Source organism: Mesorhizobium sp. ESP6-5 (assembly GCF_020164695.1).
In the GTDB taxonomy this organism is placed as follows: Bacteria; Pseudomonadota; Alphaproteobacteria; order Rhizobiales; family Rhizobiaceae; genus Mesorhizobium; species Mesorhizobium australicum.
On sequence record NZ_JAIUGR010000014.1, the window covers coordinates 110193 to 125077 of the forward strand.

Here is a 14885-nt window from a genome sequence, read left to right on the forward strand (position 1 = left end):
AGCAGGCCATGAAAGCACTCGCCATCGCCGCCACCGGCATGAATGCCCAGCAGACCAATCTGGAAGTCATCGCCAACAACATCGCCAACATCAACACCACCGGCTACAAGCGCGCCCGTGCCGAATTCTCCGACCTGCTCTACCAGGTCGATCGCACGCAAGGCGTCCCCAACCGCTCCAATGCCTCGCTGGTGCCGGAAGGCGTTTCGATCGGTCTCGGCGTCAAGACGACCGCCGTGCGCAACGTCCACACCCAGGGTGAACTGACCAGCACCGGCAACAGCTTCGACATGGCGCTCACCGGCAGGGGCTGGTTCCAGATCGAAGGCGCCGATGGCGGTACGCTCTATACCCGCGCCGGCGCCTTCAACACCAACGCCACCGGCCAGCTGGTGACGGTGGACGGCGCCAGTGTCATTCCGGCCATCACCGTGCCGACTGATGCGGTCGAAGTCATCGTCAACAAGACCGGCCAGGTCTTCGCCCGCATCGACGGCCAGACCGACCTGCAGAACCTCGGCCAGCTCCAGATCGTCAACTTCGCCAACGAGGCGGGCCTCGCGCCGCTCGGCGACAATCTCTTCCAGGAGACAACGGCTTCCGGCCCGGCCAATGTCGGCGTGCCCGGCGATCCCGGCTTCGCCACCATCCAGCAAGGCTATCTCGAGGCCTCCAATGTCGACCCGGTCAAGGAAATCACCGAACTGATCTCGGCGCAGCGCGCCTATGAAATGAACTCCAAGGTCATCCAGGCCGCCGACGACATGGCCTCCGTCGTCTCCAAGAACATCAGGTAACGGATGATGGCCATGCCGATCTCCTGCTCCGCATTCCGTCGCGCCGCGCTCGCCCTTGCGCTGGTGGCCTGCGGCATGCCGGCTTTCGCCCAGGACTCGGCCAACCAGATCGCCAGCAACCAACCTGCTGGCGAGGTCGTGCTGATCCCCAACCGGGTCATTTATCCCGGCGAGACCATCGAACTCGCCGCCCTGAAGCAGGTCACCCTCATCCCCGGCAAGCATAAGCCCGATGCTGTTGCGACCCGTTCCGAGGAATTGCAGGGCAAGATCGCCAAGCGCACGCTGCTGCCCGGCCGCTACATTCCTTCAGCCGCCGTCCGTGAGGCCTGGCTGGTCGAGCAGGGTGCCGCCGTGCAGGTCTTCTTCGTCGCCGGCGGGCTGACGATCACGGCCACCGCCGTGACCTTGCAGCCGGGTTCGGCGGGCGACTTCATCAAGGTCCGCAACAGCGACAGCGGCAAGATTCTCTCCGGCACGGTGATGGCCGACGGCACCATCCAGGTCGGCGCTTCATGATGCGCCTGCTTGCCCTTCTGATTGCGGCCACGCTCGGTCTGCAGCCGGCACTAGCCGATGGCCTGACGCCCAAGGCCAAGCGCGAACTCGCCGCGAGGAATGGCGGTGTCTACGACGATCCCGAATATGATCCCGCCACCACCGCGCGCATGTTCCGCGTTTCGCCCGGACCAAGCTCGCTGCCGCCTGGCCAGGTCGCCTCGCGCATCAAGGATATCGCGCAGCTGCAGAGTTCGCGCGACAACCAGCTCGTCGGCTACGGCCTCGTCATCGGGCTCGCCGGATCCGGCGACAGCCTGCGCAACTCGCCGTTCACCGAACAGTCGATCCGCGCCATGCTCGAAAATCTCGGCATCGCCACGGAAGGCGGCAGCGCACGCGCCAAGAACGTCGCCGCCGTCATCGTCACCGCCAACATGCCGCCCTATGTGCAGTCCGGCGCCCGCATCGACATCGACGTCTCCTCGATGGGCGACGCTACCTCGCTTGCCGGCGGCACGCTGATCATGACGCCGCTGAAGGCGGCGGACGGGGAGATCTACGCCGTCGGCCAGGGCGCGGTCATCGTTTCCGGTTTCACCGCTCAAGGCCAGGCCGAGCAGTTGACGCAAGGCGTACCGACCGCCGGCCGCGTGCCGAACGGGGCCATAATCGAGCGGCAGGTGAAGGCCGAGTTCGATGACCAGTCGACGCTGACACTGCAATTGCGCAATCCCGATTTCTCCACCGCCATCCGCATCGCGGACGCGATCAACGACTACACCGCCCAGCGCTTCGGCATGCGCGTGGCGGCGGAGCGCGATTCCCGCACCGTGCAGATCAGGCGGCCGAAGAGCGTTTCGGCGGCCCGCTTCTATGCCGAGATCGAAAACCTGGTGGTCGAGTCCGACACGCCGGCCCGCGTCGTCATCGACGAGCGCACCGGTACCATCGTCATCGGCAACGACGTCAAGATCTCACGTGTCGCCATCAGCCACGGCACGCTGACGGTGCGCATTACGGAAGCGCCGCGCGTGGTGCAGCCCGAACCCTTCTCTAAGGGCGAAACCGCCGTCGAACCGTTCACAGCCATCGATGCCACCCGGCCCAACGCCCGCGTCGCCGTGCTCGACGGGCCCGACCTGCAAACTCTCGTTTCCGGCCTCAACCGTCTCGGCGTCAAGCCGGACGGCATCATTGCCATCCTGCAAGGCATCAAGTCGGCCGGCGCCTTGCAAGCCGATCTGGTTCTCCAATAGCGATGTCGATGATCACCTCCCTCTCATCCCATCAAGGACGCCCTCCCCGCGCAATCTTGTTCGCGGCCACGGTCCTCGCGGCCATGTCCGCTTCGAGCAGCGGCGCACGCGCCGAGGATGTCGTTCGCCAAATTCTGCCCGGAGCGCAGCCTGCGGTCGCATCGCAGCAACTGACACGAGAAAAGGCGCCGGACCAGAGCGAGATCGAGCGCTTCTGCTCCAACATCGCCGACGCCGCGCGCGACCGCCGCTATGCCTTGCAGGCGGAAGAGTTAAAACAGCTGCAGGCAGGCATCGACGAGCGCATGAAGGCGCTGGACGCAAAAAAAGCCGAATACGAAACCTGGCTGAAGCGGCGCGAGGTGTTTCTGGCCCGGGCCGAGGACGGCGTCGTCAAGATCTATGCCGGCATGAAGCCCGATGCGGCGGCCGAACGCCTGGCGATCGTCAATGCGGACCTCGCCGCGGCCATCCTGATGAAGCTCGATTCACGGAAGGCGGGTGTCATCCTCAACGAAATGGACCAGAAGGCGGCGGCGACGCTCACCGGCATCATGGCCAGCGCAGCCCGAAGGGTAGATCCGTCATGATCCGCAGAATGCTCATCCTGTGCGCGGCGGCAGCCTTGTCCGGCTGCGCAACCAATTTCAAGGAAATCGGTAGGGAACCATCGCTGTCGCCGGTCGGTTCGGGCATCGGCGGCGACGGGGCAGTACCCTACAGCTATCCTCAGCCGCCCGCCGCTCCGGTCAAGAAGTTCTCTTTGTGGGACGACCGCCAGAGCCGGCTGTTCACCGATCCCAGGGCGCTGCGCGAAGGCGACATCCTGACCGTCAGGATCAAGCTCAACGACAAGGCCAACTTCAAGAACCAGAACGACCGGAGCCGCACCGCCGCACGCAAGCTGGGTTATGACGTCACGCTCGGATGGGAAGGCAACAGCACCAGCGGCAAGGGCGACGCCGGCTTGAGTTCCAGCACCGAAACCAATGCCGACGGCGAAATCAAGCGCTCCGAAAACCTGGAGCTCAACGTCGCCGCCGTCGTCACCGAGGTCCTGCCCAACGGCAATTTGATGATCAGGGGTTCCCAGGAAGTGCGCGTCAACTACGAGCTCAGGGTGCTCACCATCGCCGGCATGGTGCGCCCGTCGGACATCGGCGCGGAAAATACCATCTCCTATGAACGCATCGCCGAGGCGCGCATCTCCTATGGCGGCCGTGGCCGCGTCAGCGAGGTCCAGCAGCCGGCTTATGGCCAGCAGGTTCTCGACCAGGTTCTACCGTTCTAGGCATTGGAGGGGACCGCCATGGCCAATGTCGATCAGGTTCAGCCTCGCAAGGGTCCCTCCCTTGCCATCCAGGGCGCCATGCTGCTGGTGGTGACGGCTGCCGCCATCGGCATGGGCTGGATGTCGGGCGGCTATCTCAAGGCCGTCGGCGCGCCATCGTCGGTGCCAGTCGCGCCTGAAAACGAGGGCAAGGTACCCCAGCCCGAAGCCGCTCAACAAGCTGGCGCGGGGCCGACGCTCGTCGCGCTGGCGCCGATCACCACCAACATCGCCTCGCCCGCGGACACTTGGATCAGGATGGAAGTGTCCGTGGTCTACGACGCTCCGCAGCCGCCGGCGATGGCGGAGGACGTCCAGCAGGATCTTCTGGCCTTCGTGCGTACCCTCAAGATGCACCAGATCGAAGGCGCCAGCGGCTACCAGCATCTGAAGGCCGATCTCGACGAACGCGCCTCGATCCGCAGTCAGGGGCACGTCAAACAGGTTCTCGTCAGGACATTGCTGCTCGAATGAGAAAATTCCTTCTTGCCGCGGCACTGATTGGCGCCGCCACCTCCGTCGCGGCGGCCCAGCAACTGGACCTTGGCGGCATCGGCAAGGCCGATGGCGCCACCGTCGGCTACATCATCCAGATGTTCGGCCTGCTCACCGTGCTGTCGGTGGCGCCGGGGCTGCTGATCATGGTGACCAGCTTCACCCGCTTCGTCATCGCCTTCTCCATCCTGCGTGCCGGCATTGGCCTGCAATCGACGCCGGCGAACCTCATCCTCATTTCGCTGTCGCTGTTCATGACCTTTTATGTCATGGCGCCGACCTTCGATCAGGCGTGGAATACCGGCGTCAAGCCGTTGATGGACAATCAGATCAGCCAGACAGAGGCCTTCGAGAAGATTTCCGATCCGTTCCGCACCTTCATGCTGCACAATGTGCGCGACAAGGATTTCGACCTTTTCGCCGACCTTGCCCGCGAACGCGGCCAGGTCGTTGCGAAGGAGACGGTCGACCTGCGCATCCTGGTGCCTGCCTTCATGATCTCCGAGATCCGGCGCGGCTTCGAGATCGGCTTCCTGATCGTGCTGCCATTCCTGGTCATCGACTTGATCGTGGCCACCATCACCATGGCGATGGGCATGATGATGCTGCCGCCCACGGTCGTGTCGTTGCCGTTCAAGATCCTGTTCTTTGTCCTGATCGACGGCTGGAACCTGCTCGTCGGCAGCCTGGTGCGCTCTTTCACCTGACCGTGCGCGCTCGACATCGGGTATGGCCTGCCTGCGGAATTGGGCAGCGCGCCGCGTCATCGAATTCCTCCGAATTATTTTCGATTAACCGTCCAGTTTAGTCCTTTGGTAGGGACTCGCCGCCATAGTCGCTCGCAGATGGCGGGTGACCCAAACGCAACGGTCATTGGCATGATGCCGCTCCGTCATACCGGACAAACCGGTATGCAAAAAACACCCTGTAAAACAAGGTACGAGTAGCCATGGCCAGTATCATGACCAACGCCTCGGCGTTGACCGCTCTGCAGAGCTTGAACGCCACCCAGAAGAACCTCGACACCACCCAGGCCCGCATCTCCACGGGTTATCGCGTCTCCCAGGCGTCGGACAACGCCGCCTACTGGTCGATCGCCACCACGATGCGCTCGGACAACTCGGCGATGTCCACCGTTTCGGACGCGCTCGGCCTCGGCGCCTCGAAGGTCGACACCGCCTACACCGGCATGGACAGCGCGATCACGACCATCAACCAGATCCAGCAGAAGCTGACCGCATCCTACGGCCAGACGGACGCTTCCAAGGAAAAGACCCAGGTCGAAATCGCCGCTCTTCAGAAGCAGTTGAAGGCCTATGCCGATGGCGCCACCTTCTCCGGCACCAACATGCTCTCGGTCAACAGCGGCGCCACCGCCACGACCGCGGCCGACGTCAAGATCGTTTCCGCCTTCAACCGCAGCGCAACCGGCGCGGTTTCGATCTCGACGATCGACGTCAACGTGGAAAGCATCAAGCTGTATGAAGCCGGCACTGCTGCCGGCGTGACGAAGGGTATCCTCGACGCCGACCGCCTCGGTACCGATGGCAGCGTCGCGGCCGCGGCCTCGAACCCGACCCTGGGCGCTGCCGCGGCGGCCACCGACACTTATTCGGTCGCCAGCCTGAAGATCTTCTCGGGCACCACCGCTGCGAGCGACACCCAGATCCAGGCTATGATGAACGTCGTCGATGCCGCGCTGAAGGGCATGACCAACGCTGCCACCAAGCTCGGCGCCGCCAAGAGCTCCATCGACCTGCAGAAGACCTTCACCTCGAGCCTGATGGACTCCATCGATCGCGGCGTCGGCCAGCTCGTCGATGCCGACATGAACAAGGAATCGACCCGCCTCCAGGCCCTGCAGGTTCAGCAGCAGCTCGGCGTCCAGGCGCTGTCGATCGCCAACGGCTCGTCGCAGTCGATCCTGTCGCTCTTCCGCGGCTGATCCCTCTCGACCGATCAAACCAGGCAAACGGGCCGCGCCAAAAGCGCGGCCCGTTTTGCGTTTGCTCCAGCCCCGCGCAACCCTCGTTTCTTAACCCTCGAAAGCTGGCTTTTAACAGGCCGTTAACCATAACGCGCTAGTCATGGTTAACCAATGACTTACAACGGATTGCCGAATCGGCCCGATCGGGTGACGGTAATCCACGAGCGGGTCGAGCGGCTCGCGAGGGCAACGCCGGTTTGAGAAAGACCGGTCTGGAAAAAGGAGCGAGTTTCTTGGCGAGCATCATGACGAACGCCGCGGCGTTGACCGCACTTCAAAGCCTTAACGCCACCAACAAGTCGCTCGAGCAAACGCAGTCCCGAATCTCGACGGGCTACAGGGTCTCCGAGGCCTCCGACAACGCCGCCTACTGGTCGATCGCCACGACGATGCGCTCCGACAACCAGGCGCTGTCGACAGTCCAGGACGCGCTCGGCCTGGGCGCCTCGAAAGTCGACACTGCCTATACCGGCATGAACAATGCGCTGGATACGATCGGCAAGATCAAGACCAAGTTGCTTTCGACCATCGGCCAGACGGGTGCCGCCAAGGCAAAGACGCAGACTGAAATCACCGCACTCCAGGCGCAGATGAAGTCCTTTGCCGATGCCGCCACCTTTTCGGGCTCGAATTATCTTTCGGTGACATCGACGCAGGTCGCCGCCGCCAATGATGGCGTCCAGGCCAACGCCAAGATCGTGTCGTCCTTCAATCGCTCATCGTCGGGCGCCATCTCGCTCGGGACGATCGACATCGATGTAGAGAGCACCAAGCTGTTCGATTCCGGTCTCTCCACCGCCGTCAAGAACCAGGGCACGCTTGACCGCCAGACCTCGGTCTATTCCACGGCGGCGGCCCAGGACCTGTATGATACCGCTTATGCGGCCGCAATCGCCGGCGGGGGCACGGACATTGCCGCCAACACCGCCGGCCAGACCGCGGCCGGGGCGGTGGTTCCCAGGATCGACAATGTTTCCGCATACAACCTCGATATCACCGCGGCCGGCGTGACCGACGACATCATCACCCAGATGGTCGGCAAGATCGACAAGGTCATGAGCCAGTTGACCGACTCCGCCACCATTCTCGGTGCGGCCAAGAGCTCCATCGACCTGCAGAAGACCTTCACGCAGAGCCTGATGGACTCGATCGATCGCGGCGTCGGCCAGCTCGTCGATGCCGACATGAACAAGGAATCGACCCGCCTCCAGGCGCTCCAGGTCCAGCAGCAGCTCGGCATCCAGTCGCTGTCGATCGCCAACAGCTCCTCGCAGTCGATCCTGTCGCTGTTCAAGAACGGCTAACCTTGGCCTAGCTGACGGATACTTCGAAATTCACGGGCCGCGCCGCAAGCGCGGCCCGATTTCATTTTCGCACAAGCTTCGGGAGCTAGTGTTCCGGCGGACAGTCATGCTGGGAGTCGCTCAATCGTGCCGGAACAGATCCAGAGCATCATCTCGAATCTCCGCGGCTTTGGCGTCAGGCGCCTGGCCATGCTGGCGGGCATCGCCGTCCTGGTGATGGGCGTCATCGGCATTGCCTCAGTCTATCTCAACCGCCCGGCCTACGACACGCTCTATGTCGGGCTCGATCGCTCCGACGTGAACCAGATCGGCCTGGTGCTGGGCGAGGCCGGCATCGGCTTCGACGTCGGCGCCGACGGAACCTCCGTGCTGGTTCCGGCCGGCACCACGGCGCAGGCGCGCATGCTGCTTGCCGAAAAGGGTCTGCCGACCAGCGCCAATGCCGGCTACGAATTGTTCGACAATGTCGGCGCGATGGGCCTCACCTCCTTCATGCAGCAGATCACCCGGGTGCGCGCGCTCGAAGGCGAGATCGCCCGCACCATCCAGTCGATATCGGGTATCAAGGCGGCGCGCGTTCACATCGTCATGTCCGAGCGCGCCAATTTTCGTCGCGACGAACAGCAGCCCTCCGCGTCGGTCGTCATCCGCTACGCCGGCATCGATGCGGAGAAGAGCGCCATGTCGATCCGCCATCTCGTCGCCGCCGCAGTCCCTGGCCTGTCGGCCGACAAGGTGACGGTGCTCGATTCCAACGGCAATCTGCTGGCCGCGGGCGATGATCCGTCCAACACCAGTGCCGCTCGCACGCTCGGCGTCGAGCAGACCGTGGAGGCGCAGATCGGCGACAACATTCGCCGCGCGCTCACGCCCTATCTCGGGCCCGACAATTTCCGCGCCAGCGTAAAAGCTGATGTCAACACCGACACCCGCCAGACCGAAGAGACGATCTTCGATCCGGAGTCCCGTGTCGAGCGCTCGGTGCAATCGGTGCGCGCCAACGAGAACAGCAACCAGAAACAGGCCTCGACCCCGGCCAGCGTCGAGCAGAACCTGCCGGAGACGCAGGCGGCCAGCACCGAGGGTCCGCAGACCTCCTCGGCCAACGACCGCAAGGAGGAGATCACCAACTACGAGATCAACTCCAAGAAGATCGCCACCGTCTCCAATGGCTACAGCGTCACCAAGATGTCGATCGCCGTCGTCGTCAACCAGGACCGGCTGAAGACGATCCTGGGCAAGGACGCGACACCGGACCAGATCGCCAAGCGCGTCGCCGAAATCCAGAAGATGGTAAGCTCCGCCACCGGCTTCGACGACAAGCGCGGCGACGTCATCGACGTCTCGGCGGTCGAGTTCATCGACGGGCTGGACGGCGAGGCGGTGCCACAGGCGGGAATGCTCGATTCCATCGGCCAGCATGCCGGCACGCTGATCAATGCCGGCGCCTTCATCGTGGTGGTGTTCCTGGTCGCCTTCTTCGGCCTGCGGCCGATGGCGGCCGCGCTGACGGCAAAGGCGACGCCCGCTATAGCAGGCCCCAATTTCGATGAGGTCCAGCGCTCCCTGCCCACCCCGGAGGCAGCCGCTTCCGCCGATGCGGGTGCCGCCATTGGCGCTCTGCCCGGCACGCGTGCCGGCGCCACCCCGCTCGACGATCTGCGCCAGAAGATCAGGCCGGCTCCGCAGGAGCGGCTTGCCCGCATGGTCGACATCAACGAGGAACGCACCGCGCAGATCCTGCGCAAATGGGCGGCCCAGGAAGTCGCGGCGTAGACCATGCCCTCCGCAGCCCTCTTTGATCTTCTCCCGGATTTCGGCACGCGCGCGCAACGCGCCAGCCAGCCGCAGGCCACCGCCGAGCACAAGCCCGAGGCGGCAGCACCGACGGCCGATATCGGCACGCTGATCGCCGAAGCCGTTGCCCAGGCGGAGGCGGCGCTCGGCGAACGGCTTGCCGCGGCCCATGAAGCAGCGCTGCAAGCGGAACGCCAGGCAAATGCCGAGGAAGCAAAGGCCTTTCTCGACAGTTTCGGCGGCGATGTCGGCAAGGCGGTCTCGTCGCGCATCGACGCCATGGAGGCGCGCGTGACGGATCTTGTCGCCGCCACGGTCGCCCGCATCATCGGCGGCGTTGTCAGCGACGATCTGCGGAAGCGCTCGCTCGAAGCGCTCGCCGGCGCGATCCGCGAAGCCGTTGGCGATGGCGAAGCGGTGCGCATCGCCGTTCGCGGGCCGCTCTCGCTGTTCGAAACGCTGAAGGCGTCGCTTGGGTCACGCGCCGCAAACCTCGACTTCATCGAGGCGCCCGGCTTCGACCTGATGGTCACCATCGAAGAGGCCGTGTTCGAGACGCGCATGGCCGAATGGTCGGCAACCCTGTCCGAGGTCCTGTCATGAGCGTCGCCGAAGCCGATCATGGCAGGCACGAGATCATAATCGTGCGGCGCGGCCATGACGACCACGACGAAGGTCATCATGGCGGCGTCTGGAAGATCGCCTTCGCCGACTTCATGACCGCCATGATGTGCTTCTTCCTGGTCATGTGGCTGATCAATGCCGCCAACGAACAGACCAAGACGGCCGTCGCCAGCTATTTCAACCCCGTCAAGCTGGTCGACCGCGAATCGAGCCGCAAGGGCCTTAAGGATCTCGGCAATGGACCGCGCACGGCCGGGCCGACGGCCGAAGACCCGCAGGAAGCGACCACCAAGGCTGGACAGGACGGCACCGGCGCCGCGGGCTCGTCCAATCGCAAACAGGACAAGCAGGAGCCGCAGCAGTCGCAACAGTCCGACGAGCATCTTTTCGCCGACCCCTATGCGGTGCTTTCGGAGATCGCCACGGATACCGGCGTCATGCAGAATGTCAGCCAGAAGGGCGATGGCGGCGCGCAGAGTTCCGGCCCGGCGACGGGCGCCTCGGGGGGCGCGTCCTACCGCGATCCTTTCGAGCCGGACTTCTGGTCGCAGCAGGTCGCCGCGCCCGGCGCCGAGGCGAGTGCCCAGCGCCCCAGGGTCGAGGGCGATCCGCTCAAGCCCGGCGACAAGGCTGCCGAGACACAAATCGCCAAGGTCAAGGCCGTGCCGCCGGCGCCGCCGATCAAGGATGCGCCACTGGAGCCCCTGGCCGGGGATGGCAAGGACGCCGCGGCGACAATGGTCAAGACTGCTGATGCCAAGGCCGGCGATACCAAGGCCGAGGCTGGAGACAGCAAGGCCGCGGACATGGCCAAGGCGGGCACGACCGCTGCGATGCAGGAGGCCACACAATCCGAGGCGGCGGACAAGGCTCCGACCGCCGCCGCGCTGAAGGCCGCCGCCGACGTCAAGCAACAGCTGGCCGATGCCTTCAAGCCCGGCGACAAGCTGCATGACGGCGTCTCGGTGGAAGCCACCGACAAGGGTGTCGTCATCTCCATCACCGATCAGCTCGACTTCGGCATGTTCGAGGTCGGCTCGGCGGTGCCGAGCCGCGAACTGGTACTGGCGATGGAAAAGATCGGCCGCATCGTCAACGGCCAGAAAGGCACCATCAGCATCAACGGTCACACCGATGCGCGTCCCTTCCGCGGTGCCAGCTACGACAATTGGCGGCTGTCGACGGCGCGCGCGCACTCGGCCTATTACATGCTCGTGCGTGGCGGCGTCGATGAACGCCGCATCACCGAGGTTGCCGGCTTCGCCGATCGCCAGCCCAAGGATGCGGCTGATCCGCTGTCGGCGGCCAACCGCCGCATCGAGATCCTGATGGCAACCGGCGGATGAAACGGGCGGCGCTCACCAGCCGCATGATAGGCCTGTTGCTGCTGGCCACGGCTTGTCCGTCTGCGGGCCTCGCCCAGGACACGCTGCAGCCTTATCAGCTGGTCCGCTCGCTGCAGCTCGTTCAGGACCGCATCGCGGCCGGCGATCATGCCGCGATGCCGATGCAGGCCAAGCTGCTCGAGATGACCGATGCGCGTTTGCGCGCGGCGGACGCCGAGGATTTCAAGGATCCCAAGAATTTTCGCGCGTTGCTGGTCTACGGCATGAGCGGCGGCAATCCGGTGACCGTCGAGGCGGCCGTATCGCGCGCCGCCTCCGATCCGCGGAACCTTGCCATGGCCAAAGGGGTGATCGACTATCTGAACGGCCGGCCAGGCGAGGCGATCGAAGCCCTGAGGCCGATCGACCCGATGACCCTGCCAGGCGACCTCGGCGCGTTCCTCGCTTTGGTCAAAGGCTCATTGCTTGCCACGGATCAGCCGGCGGCCGCACTCACGCTGCTCGATGAAGCCAAGCTGCTCAGCCCCGGCACTCTGGTCGAGGAAGCGGCCTTGCGGCGCTCGGTCGGCATTGCCGTGACGCAGGGCGACGCGGCGCGGTTCGCGCTTGCCTCCACCCAATATGTCGAGCGCTACCTCTATTCGCCTTACGCCAGCCAGTTCGCCGACTCCTTCGTCTCCGGCGTCATTGCACTGCATATGTCGATCAGCCAGGACAAGCTGGCCGACATCACCTCGATGATGGACCCCGAGCGCGAGAAGGTGATCTATCTGCGTATCGCGCGCCGCGCCGCGATTGACGGCATGAGTGACTTGTCGGCCTTCGCCTCGGCGCGGGCCGAACAGGGTCGCGACGGCAACACCAATCAGGGCGATCCGCGCGCCCTGCTCTATTCCAGCCTGTCCACGGTGACCTCCGATACGATCGAGGACGTGCGCACCAAACTTGGCAAGATCGACCGCAGCAAATTATCGGACGGCGACCGGGCCTTGCTCGACGCGGCCCAGGCCATCGCCGGCGAAGTGGTGGCGCCGCCTGCTTTTCTTCCGGTCGCAAATCCGGCGCCCGCGCCGGTCGTACCATCGCCCGAACCCGAAATTGCGGCTGCATCGACCACGGATGCCGCCGGATTGCCACCCGTCGAGGGTGCCGTGTCCGAGAAGCCGGCCGTGGCGCCCCAGGCGGCGGCGCCCGCTGCGCCGAACACATCCGCGCCGGCAACCGACCCGGCAATCGTCCTGCCGGCATCGGCCCCGGCGGTCGCGGCCGCCGCCGACACGACAGACCCGACCGACGCCGCCATGACGAAAACCCGTCGACAGCTAGACCTGATCGACCAGATGCTTGGAGCCGCCCCGAAATGACCCCCAGCCTCGGCCCAGCCCTGCCAGGATTTACCGCCGCGCGCACGGCCGAGCAGCCGGCCGCGTCCGGAAAGAAGGACGACACCGGGTTCGGAGGGATGGTGCACGGCGGCGCAAGCCCTGCCCATTCGGAGAAGCAGCCACCGGCCGAGCCAGGCTCCCGCGATCCGCGGTGGAGCAAGCTTGCCGCGGAGCTCGCGGCAAAGGCAGGCGAGGACGAGCCTAGGCCCGCCGGCAAGGCAAGGACCACGCCGAGCGGATCGTCTGCCGCGAAATCCATGAAGGACGGCAAGGACGCCGGGACGGACAAGGATGCCGATGCCGACGCGCCGGCCGCCGAATCGGGCGCGACGCCACTCGACGAGCATCTAGCGCTGCTGATGGCGTTTCATGACCTGCGCCATTTCTCGACATCGACCAAAACGGCCGGCCAGAGCGCGGCCGGAACGGGACAGGACGCCGCGGTCGTTGGACAGCTTCCGCCGAAGGCCCACCGGCAGAAATCCGCCGCCGGGCGTGACGGTCTCGAACCCATGGCCAAGCCCGAGCGGGTATCGCTGGTCGACGGACCGTTGACGAAACTCGACGGCCGGCTCATTCGCGATGCCGCCGGCGCCCCTAAACATGACAGTATGGTCACGGCCGGCCCCTTGCCCGAGGCGCCTGCGGACGTTCCGGGCGTGGAGACGAAGCAGGCGGCGCCGCAGTTGAAATCGATCGCCGATCTCCAGTCCGCGTTGCGGTCCGAGCCGGGAAAACAGCAGTCGGCGGCGGCACGCATCGACGTCGTTTCCGAGCGCAGCTTCCCCGCCCCGCCGCAGGCACCGATAAGCCAGGCAGCCCTCAACGTGATCGGCGCCATTTCAGCCGATGGCGGTCCGAACCAGGCGCTTTCCACGGCCTCCGCGACCGCTCAGCTGACAGGCTCTGTTGCCGTTCCGACACATGTGTTGAAGATCGAACTTCACCCGGCCGAACTGGGCATGGTCACGGCCCATCTTCGGCTCTCCGGAGAACAACTGTCGATTGAATTGAAGCCCGAAACACACGATGCCTATCGCCGGCTTTCCAGCGACAGCGAGGCGATCGTCAAGTCGCTGCGCGGGCTGGGCTTCGAGGTTGACAAGGTCACCATTCTGCAACCTTCGGTAGCAATTCCCTCTACAACCCGCACGGATGCAACCGCCTCGATGAGCGCTGCACCCGGCCGCGATCCGTCATCCTTCCAGCCCGGAAATTCCGGCGGCGGCAACAGTGGAACCGGCGGCCAGCAGTCAGGTCAGCAATCCGCAAGGGGTAATCATGATGAAGCGCAAGCACATGGCCGCGCCGCTTCGCCTTCTCGCGAGCGCGCTGGCGGCGGTGTTTTTATCTAGCCTCGCGAGCAGCGCAGGCGCCGCCACCAATCCTTGCGAACCCGAGATCCTGCGTGCCGCCGACCGCTATGGCGTGCCTGCCGGCATCCTCTATGCCGTCGGGTTGACGGAAACCGGAAACAAGGGCAGCCTTCAACCCAATGCCTTGAATATAGAGGGAAAAGCAGTCTTCCCGAGAAGCCGGGACGAAGCGCTTGCCGCCTTCGCCAACGCCCAGCGCGAGGGCAAGACGCTGATCGATCTCGGCTGCATGCAGATCAACCATCACTACCATGCCTCGCATTTCCGCAGCGTCGAGGACATGCTCGACCCGCGCCAGAACGTCGACTACGCGGCACGCTTCCTGGCCAGCCTCCATGCCCGCCATGAGACCTGGTCCATGGCCGTCGCCCGCTATCATGCCGGACCCGACAACGACCCGGCGCAGAAGGTCTATGTCTGCAGGGTGATCGCCAACATGGTGGCCACCGGCTTCGGCAAATGGACCACGAACGCACGCGCCTTCTGCAACCCGTAAGCGCATTTTCCACTTCTAATACATCAGTCCCGTGGCTGCGAAGCGGTCGATTCGACTTGGCCGAGACTTGGGCCCCAAGCATATCTGGCTGCACGCTAATGCAACCGATGCGATTCCGGACTCCCAAGAAACTAGTTACAAGAAATGACGGTTGTTCAGGATTCCCGCCAGCGGATACGCCTTTCCCCACG

The 14885-nt window shown here is 64.7% G+C and carries 15 protein-coding genes; all 15 read left to right on the top strand.

From position 1 onward, the window contains the following. The first annotated feature begins 8 nt into the window (after positions 1-8). Positions 9-797 carry a flagellar basal-body rod protein FlgG gene (gene flgG, locus LB524_RS22505; protein ID WP_015315912.1) on the top strand — a complete coding sequence of 263 codons (789 nt, stop codon included), beginning with the start codon at positions 9-11 and terminating at the stop codon, positions 795-797. 6 nt (positions 798-803) lie between these two features. Then, complete coding sequence (gene flgA / locus LB524_RS22510; protein WP_224530229.1) at positions 804-1316, top strand: flagellar basal body P-ring formation chaperone FlgA; 513 nt, start codon at positions 804-806, stop codon at positions 1314-1316. Then, positions 1313-2554 carry a flagellar basal body P-ring protein FlgI gene (locus LB524_RS22515; protein WP_140721464.1) on the top strand — a complete coding sequence of 414 codons (1242 nt, stop codon included), beginning with the start codon at positions 1313-1315 and terminating at the stop codon, positions 2552-2554. Before flgA ends, LB524_RS22515 begins: the two co-directional genes overlap by 4 nt. A 2-nt stretch (positions 2555-2556) precedes the next feature. Further along, the gene (locus LB524_RS22520) at positions 2557-3144 is read left to right on the top strand and encodes a MotE family protein (RefSeq protein WP_224530235.1); all 588 of its coding nucleotides are present in this window, start codon (positions 2557-2559) and stop codon (positions 3142-3144) included. After that, positions 3141-3845 carry a flagellar basal body L-ring protein FlgH gene (gene flgH, locus LB524_RS22525; protein WP_224530237.1) on the top strand — a complete coding sequence of 235 codons (705 nt, stop codon included), beginning with the start codon at positions 3141-3143 and terminating at the stop codon, positions 3843-3845. Before LB524_RS22520 ends, flgH begins: the two co-directional genes overlap by 4 nt. An 18-nt stretch (positions 3846-3863) precedes the next feature. Further along, positions 3864-4358, top strand: a complete 495-nt coding sequence (locus LB524_RS22530) for a flagellar basal body-associated FliL family protein (protein WP_224530239.1) — start codon at positions 3864-3866, stop codon at positions 4356-4358. Beyond that, positions 4355-5086 (top strand): flagellar type III secretion system pore protein FliP, encoded by a 732-nt coding sequence (gene fliP / locus LB524_RS22535; RefSeq protein ID WP_015315906.1) that lies wholly within the window; start codon positions 4355-4357, stop codon positions 5084-5086. Before LB524_RS22530 ends, fliP begins: the two co-directional genes overlap by 4 nt. Positions 5087-5328: 242 nt before the next feature. Continuing rightward, complete coding sequence (locus LB524_RS22540; protein ID WP_015315905.1) at positions 5329-6324, top strand: flagellin; 996 nt, start codon at positions 5329-5331, stop codon at positions 6322-6324. Positions 6325-6599: 275 nt separating this feature from the next. Then, complete coding sequence (locus LB524_RS22545; protein ID WP_224530244.1) at positions 6600-7670, top strand: flagellin; 1071 nt, start codon at positions 6600-6602, stop codon at positions 7668-7670. 126 nt (positions 7671-7796) lie between these two features. Beyond that, positions 7797-9446, top strand: coding sequence for a flagellar basal-body MS-ring/collar protein FliF (fliF, locus tag LB524_RS22550; RefSeq protein WP_224530250.1), 1650 nt, complete (start codon positions 7797-7799; stop codon positions 9444-9446). A 3-nt stretch (positions 9447-9449) separates the two neighbouring features. Beyond that, on the top strand, positions 9450-10070 hold the full coding sequence (locus tag LB524_RS22555) for a hypothetical protein (RefSeq protein ID WP_140721456.1): 621 nt from the start codon (positions 9450-9452) through the stop codon (positions 10068-10070). Beyond that, entirely contained in the window at positions 10067-11437 is a 1371-nt protein-coding gene (locus LB524_RS22560; RefSeq protein WP_224530254.1) for a MotB family protein, read from the top strand. The genes LB524_RS22555 and LB524_RS22560 overlap by 4 nt, the downstream gene beginning before the upstream one ends. Then, positions 11434-12801, top strand: coding sequence for a chemotaxis protein MotC (locus LB524_RS22565; RefSeq protein WP_224530256.1), 1368 nt, complete (start codon positions 11434-11436; stop codon positions 12799-12801). Before LB524_RS22560 ends, LB524_RS22565 begins: the two co-directional genes overlap by 4 nt. Further along, the gene (locus LB524_RS22570; RefSeq protein ID WP_224530258.1) at positions 12798-14177 is read left to right on the top strand and encodes a flagellar hook-length control protein FliK; all 1380 of its coding nucleotides are present in this window, start codon (positions 12798-12800) and stop codon (positions 14175-14177) included. The genes LB524_RS22565 and LB524_RS22570 overlap by 4 nt, the downstream gene beginning before the upstream one ends. Further along, entirely contained in the window at positions 14107-14694 is a 588-nt protein-coding gene (locus LB524_RS22575; RefSeq protein WP_181171169.1) for a transglycosylase SLT domain-containing protein, read from the top strand. The genes LB524_RS22570 and LB524_RS22575 overlap by 71 nt, the downstream gene beginning before the upstream one ends. Positions 14695-14885 lie beyond the last annotated feature (191 nt).

What these genes read in the sequence shown, in the direction of transcription:
- flgG (WP_015315912.1), top strand. Translation starts at nt 9, where the DNA reads ATGAAAGCACTCGCCATCGCCGCCACCGGCATGAATGCCCAGCAGACC.
- flgA (WP_224530229.1), top strand. Translation starts at nt 804, where the DNA reads ATGGCCATGCCGATCTCCTGCTCCGCATTCCGTCGCGCCGCGCTCGCC.
- LB524_RS22515 (WP_140721464.1), top strand. Translation starts at nt 1,313, where the DNA reads ATGATGCGCCTGCTTGCCCTTCTGATTGCGGCCACGCTCGGTCTGCAG.
- LB524_RS22520 (WP_224530235.1), top strand. Translation starts at nt 2,557, where the DNA reads ATGTCGATGATCACCTCCCTCTCATCCCATCAAGGACGCCCTCCCCGC.
- flgH (WP_224530237.1), top strand. Translation starts at nt 3,141, where the DNA reads ATGATCCGCAGAATGCTCATCCTGTGCGCGGCGGCAGCCTTGTCCGGC.
- LB524_RS22530 (WP_224530239.1), top strand. Translation starts at nt 3,864, where the DNA reads ATGGCCAATGTCGATCAGGTTCAGCCTCGCAAGGGTCCCTCCCTTGCC.
- fliP (WP_015315906.1), top strand. Translation starts at nt 4,355, where the DNA reads ATGAGAAAATTCCTTCTTGCCGCGGCACTGATTGGCGCCGCCACCTCC.
- LB524_RS22540 (WP_015315905.1), top strand. Translation starts at nt 5,329, where the DNA reads ATGGCCAGTATCATGACCAACGCCTCGGCGTTGACCGCTCTGCAGAGC.
- LB524_RS22555 (WP_140721456.1), top strand. Translation starts at nt 9,450, where the DNA reads ATGCCCTCCGCAGCCCTCTTTGATCTTCTCCCGGATTTCGGCACGCGC.
- LB524_RS22560 (WP_224530254.1), top strand. Translation starts at nt 10,067, where the DNA reads ATGAGCGTCGCCGAAGCCGATCATGGCAGGCACGAGATCATAATCGTG.
- LB524_RS22565 (WP_224530256.1), top strand. Translation starts at nt 11,434, where the DNA reads ATGAAACGGGCGGCGCTCACCAGCCGCATGATAGGCCTGTTGCTGCTG.
- LB524_RS22570 (WP_224530258.1), top strand. Translation starts at nt 12,798, where the DNA reads ATGACCCCCAGCCTCGGCCCAGCCCTGCCAGGATTTACCGCCGCGCGC.
- LB524_RS22575 (WP_181171169.1), top strand. Translation starts at nt 14,107, where the DNA reads ATGAAGCGCAAGCACATGGCCGCGCCGCTTCGCCTTCTCGCGAGCGCG.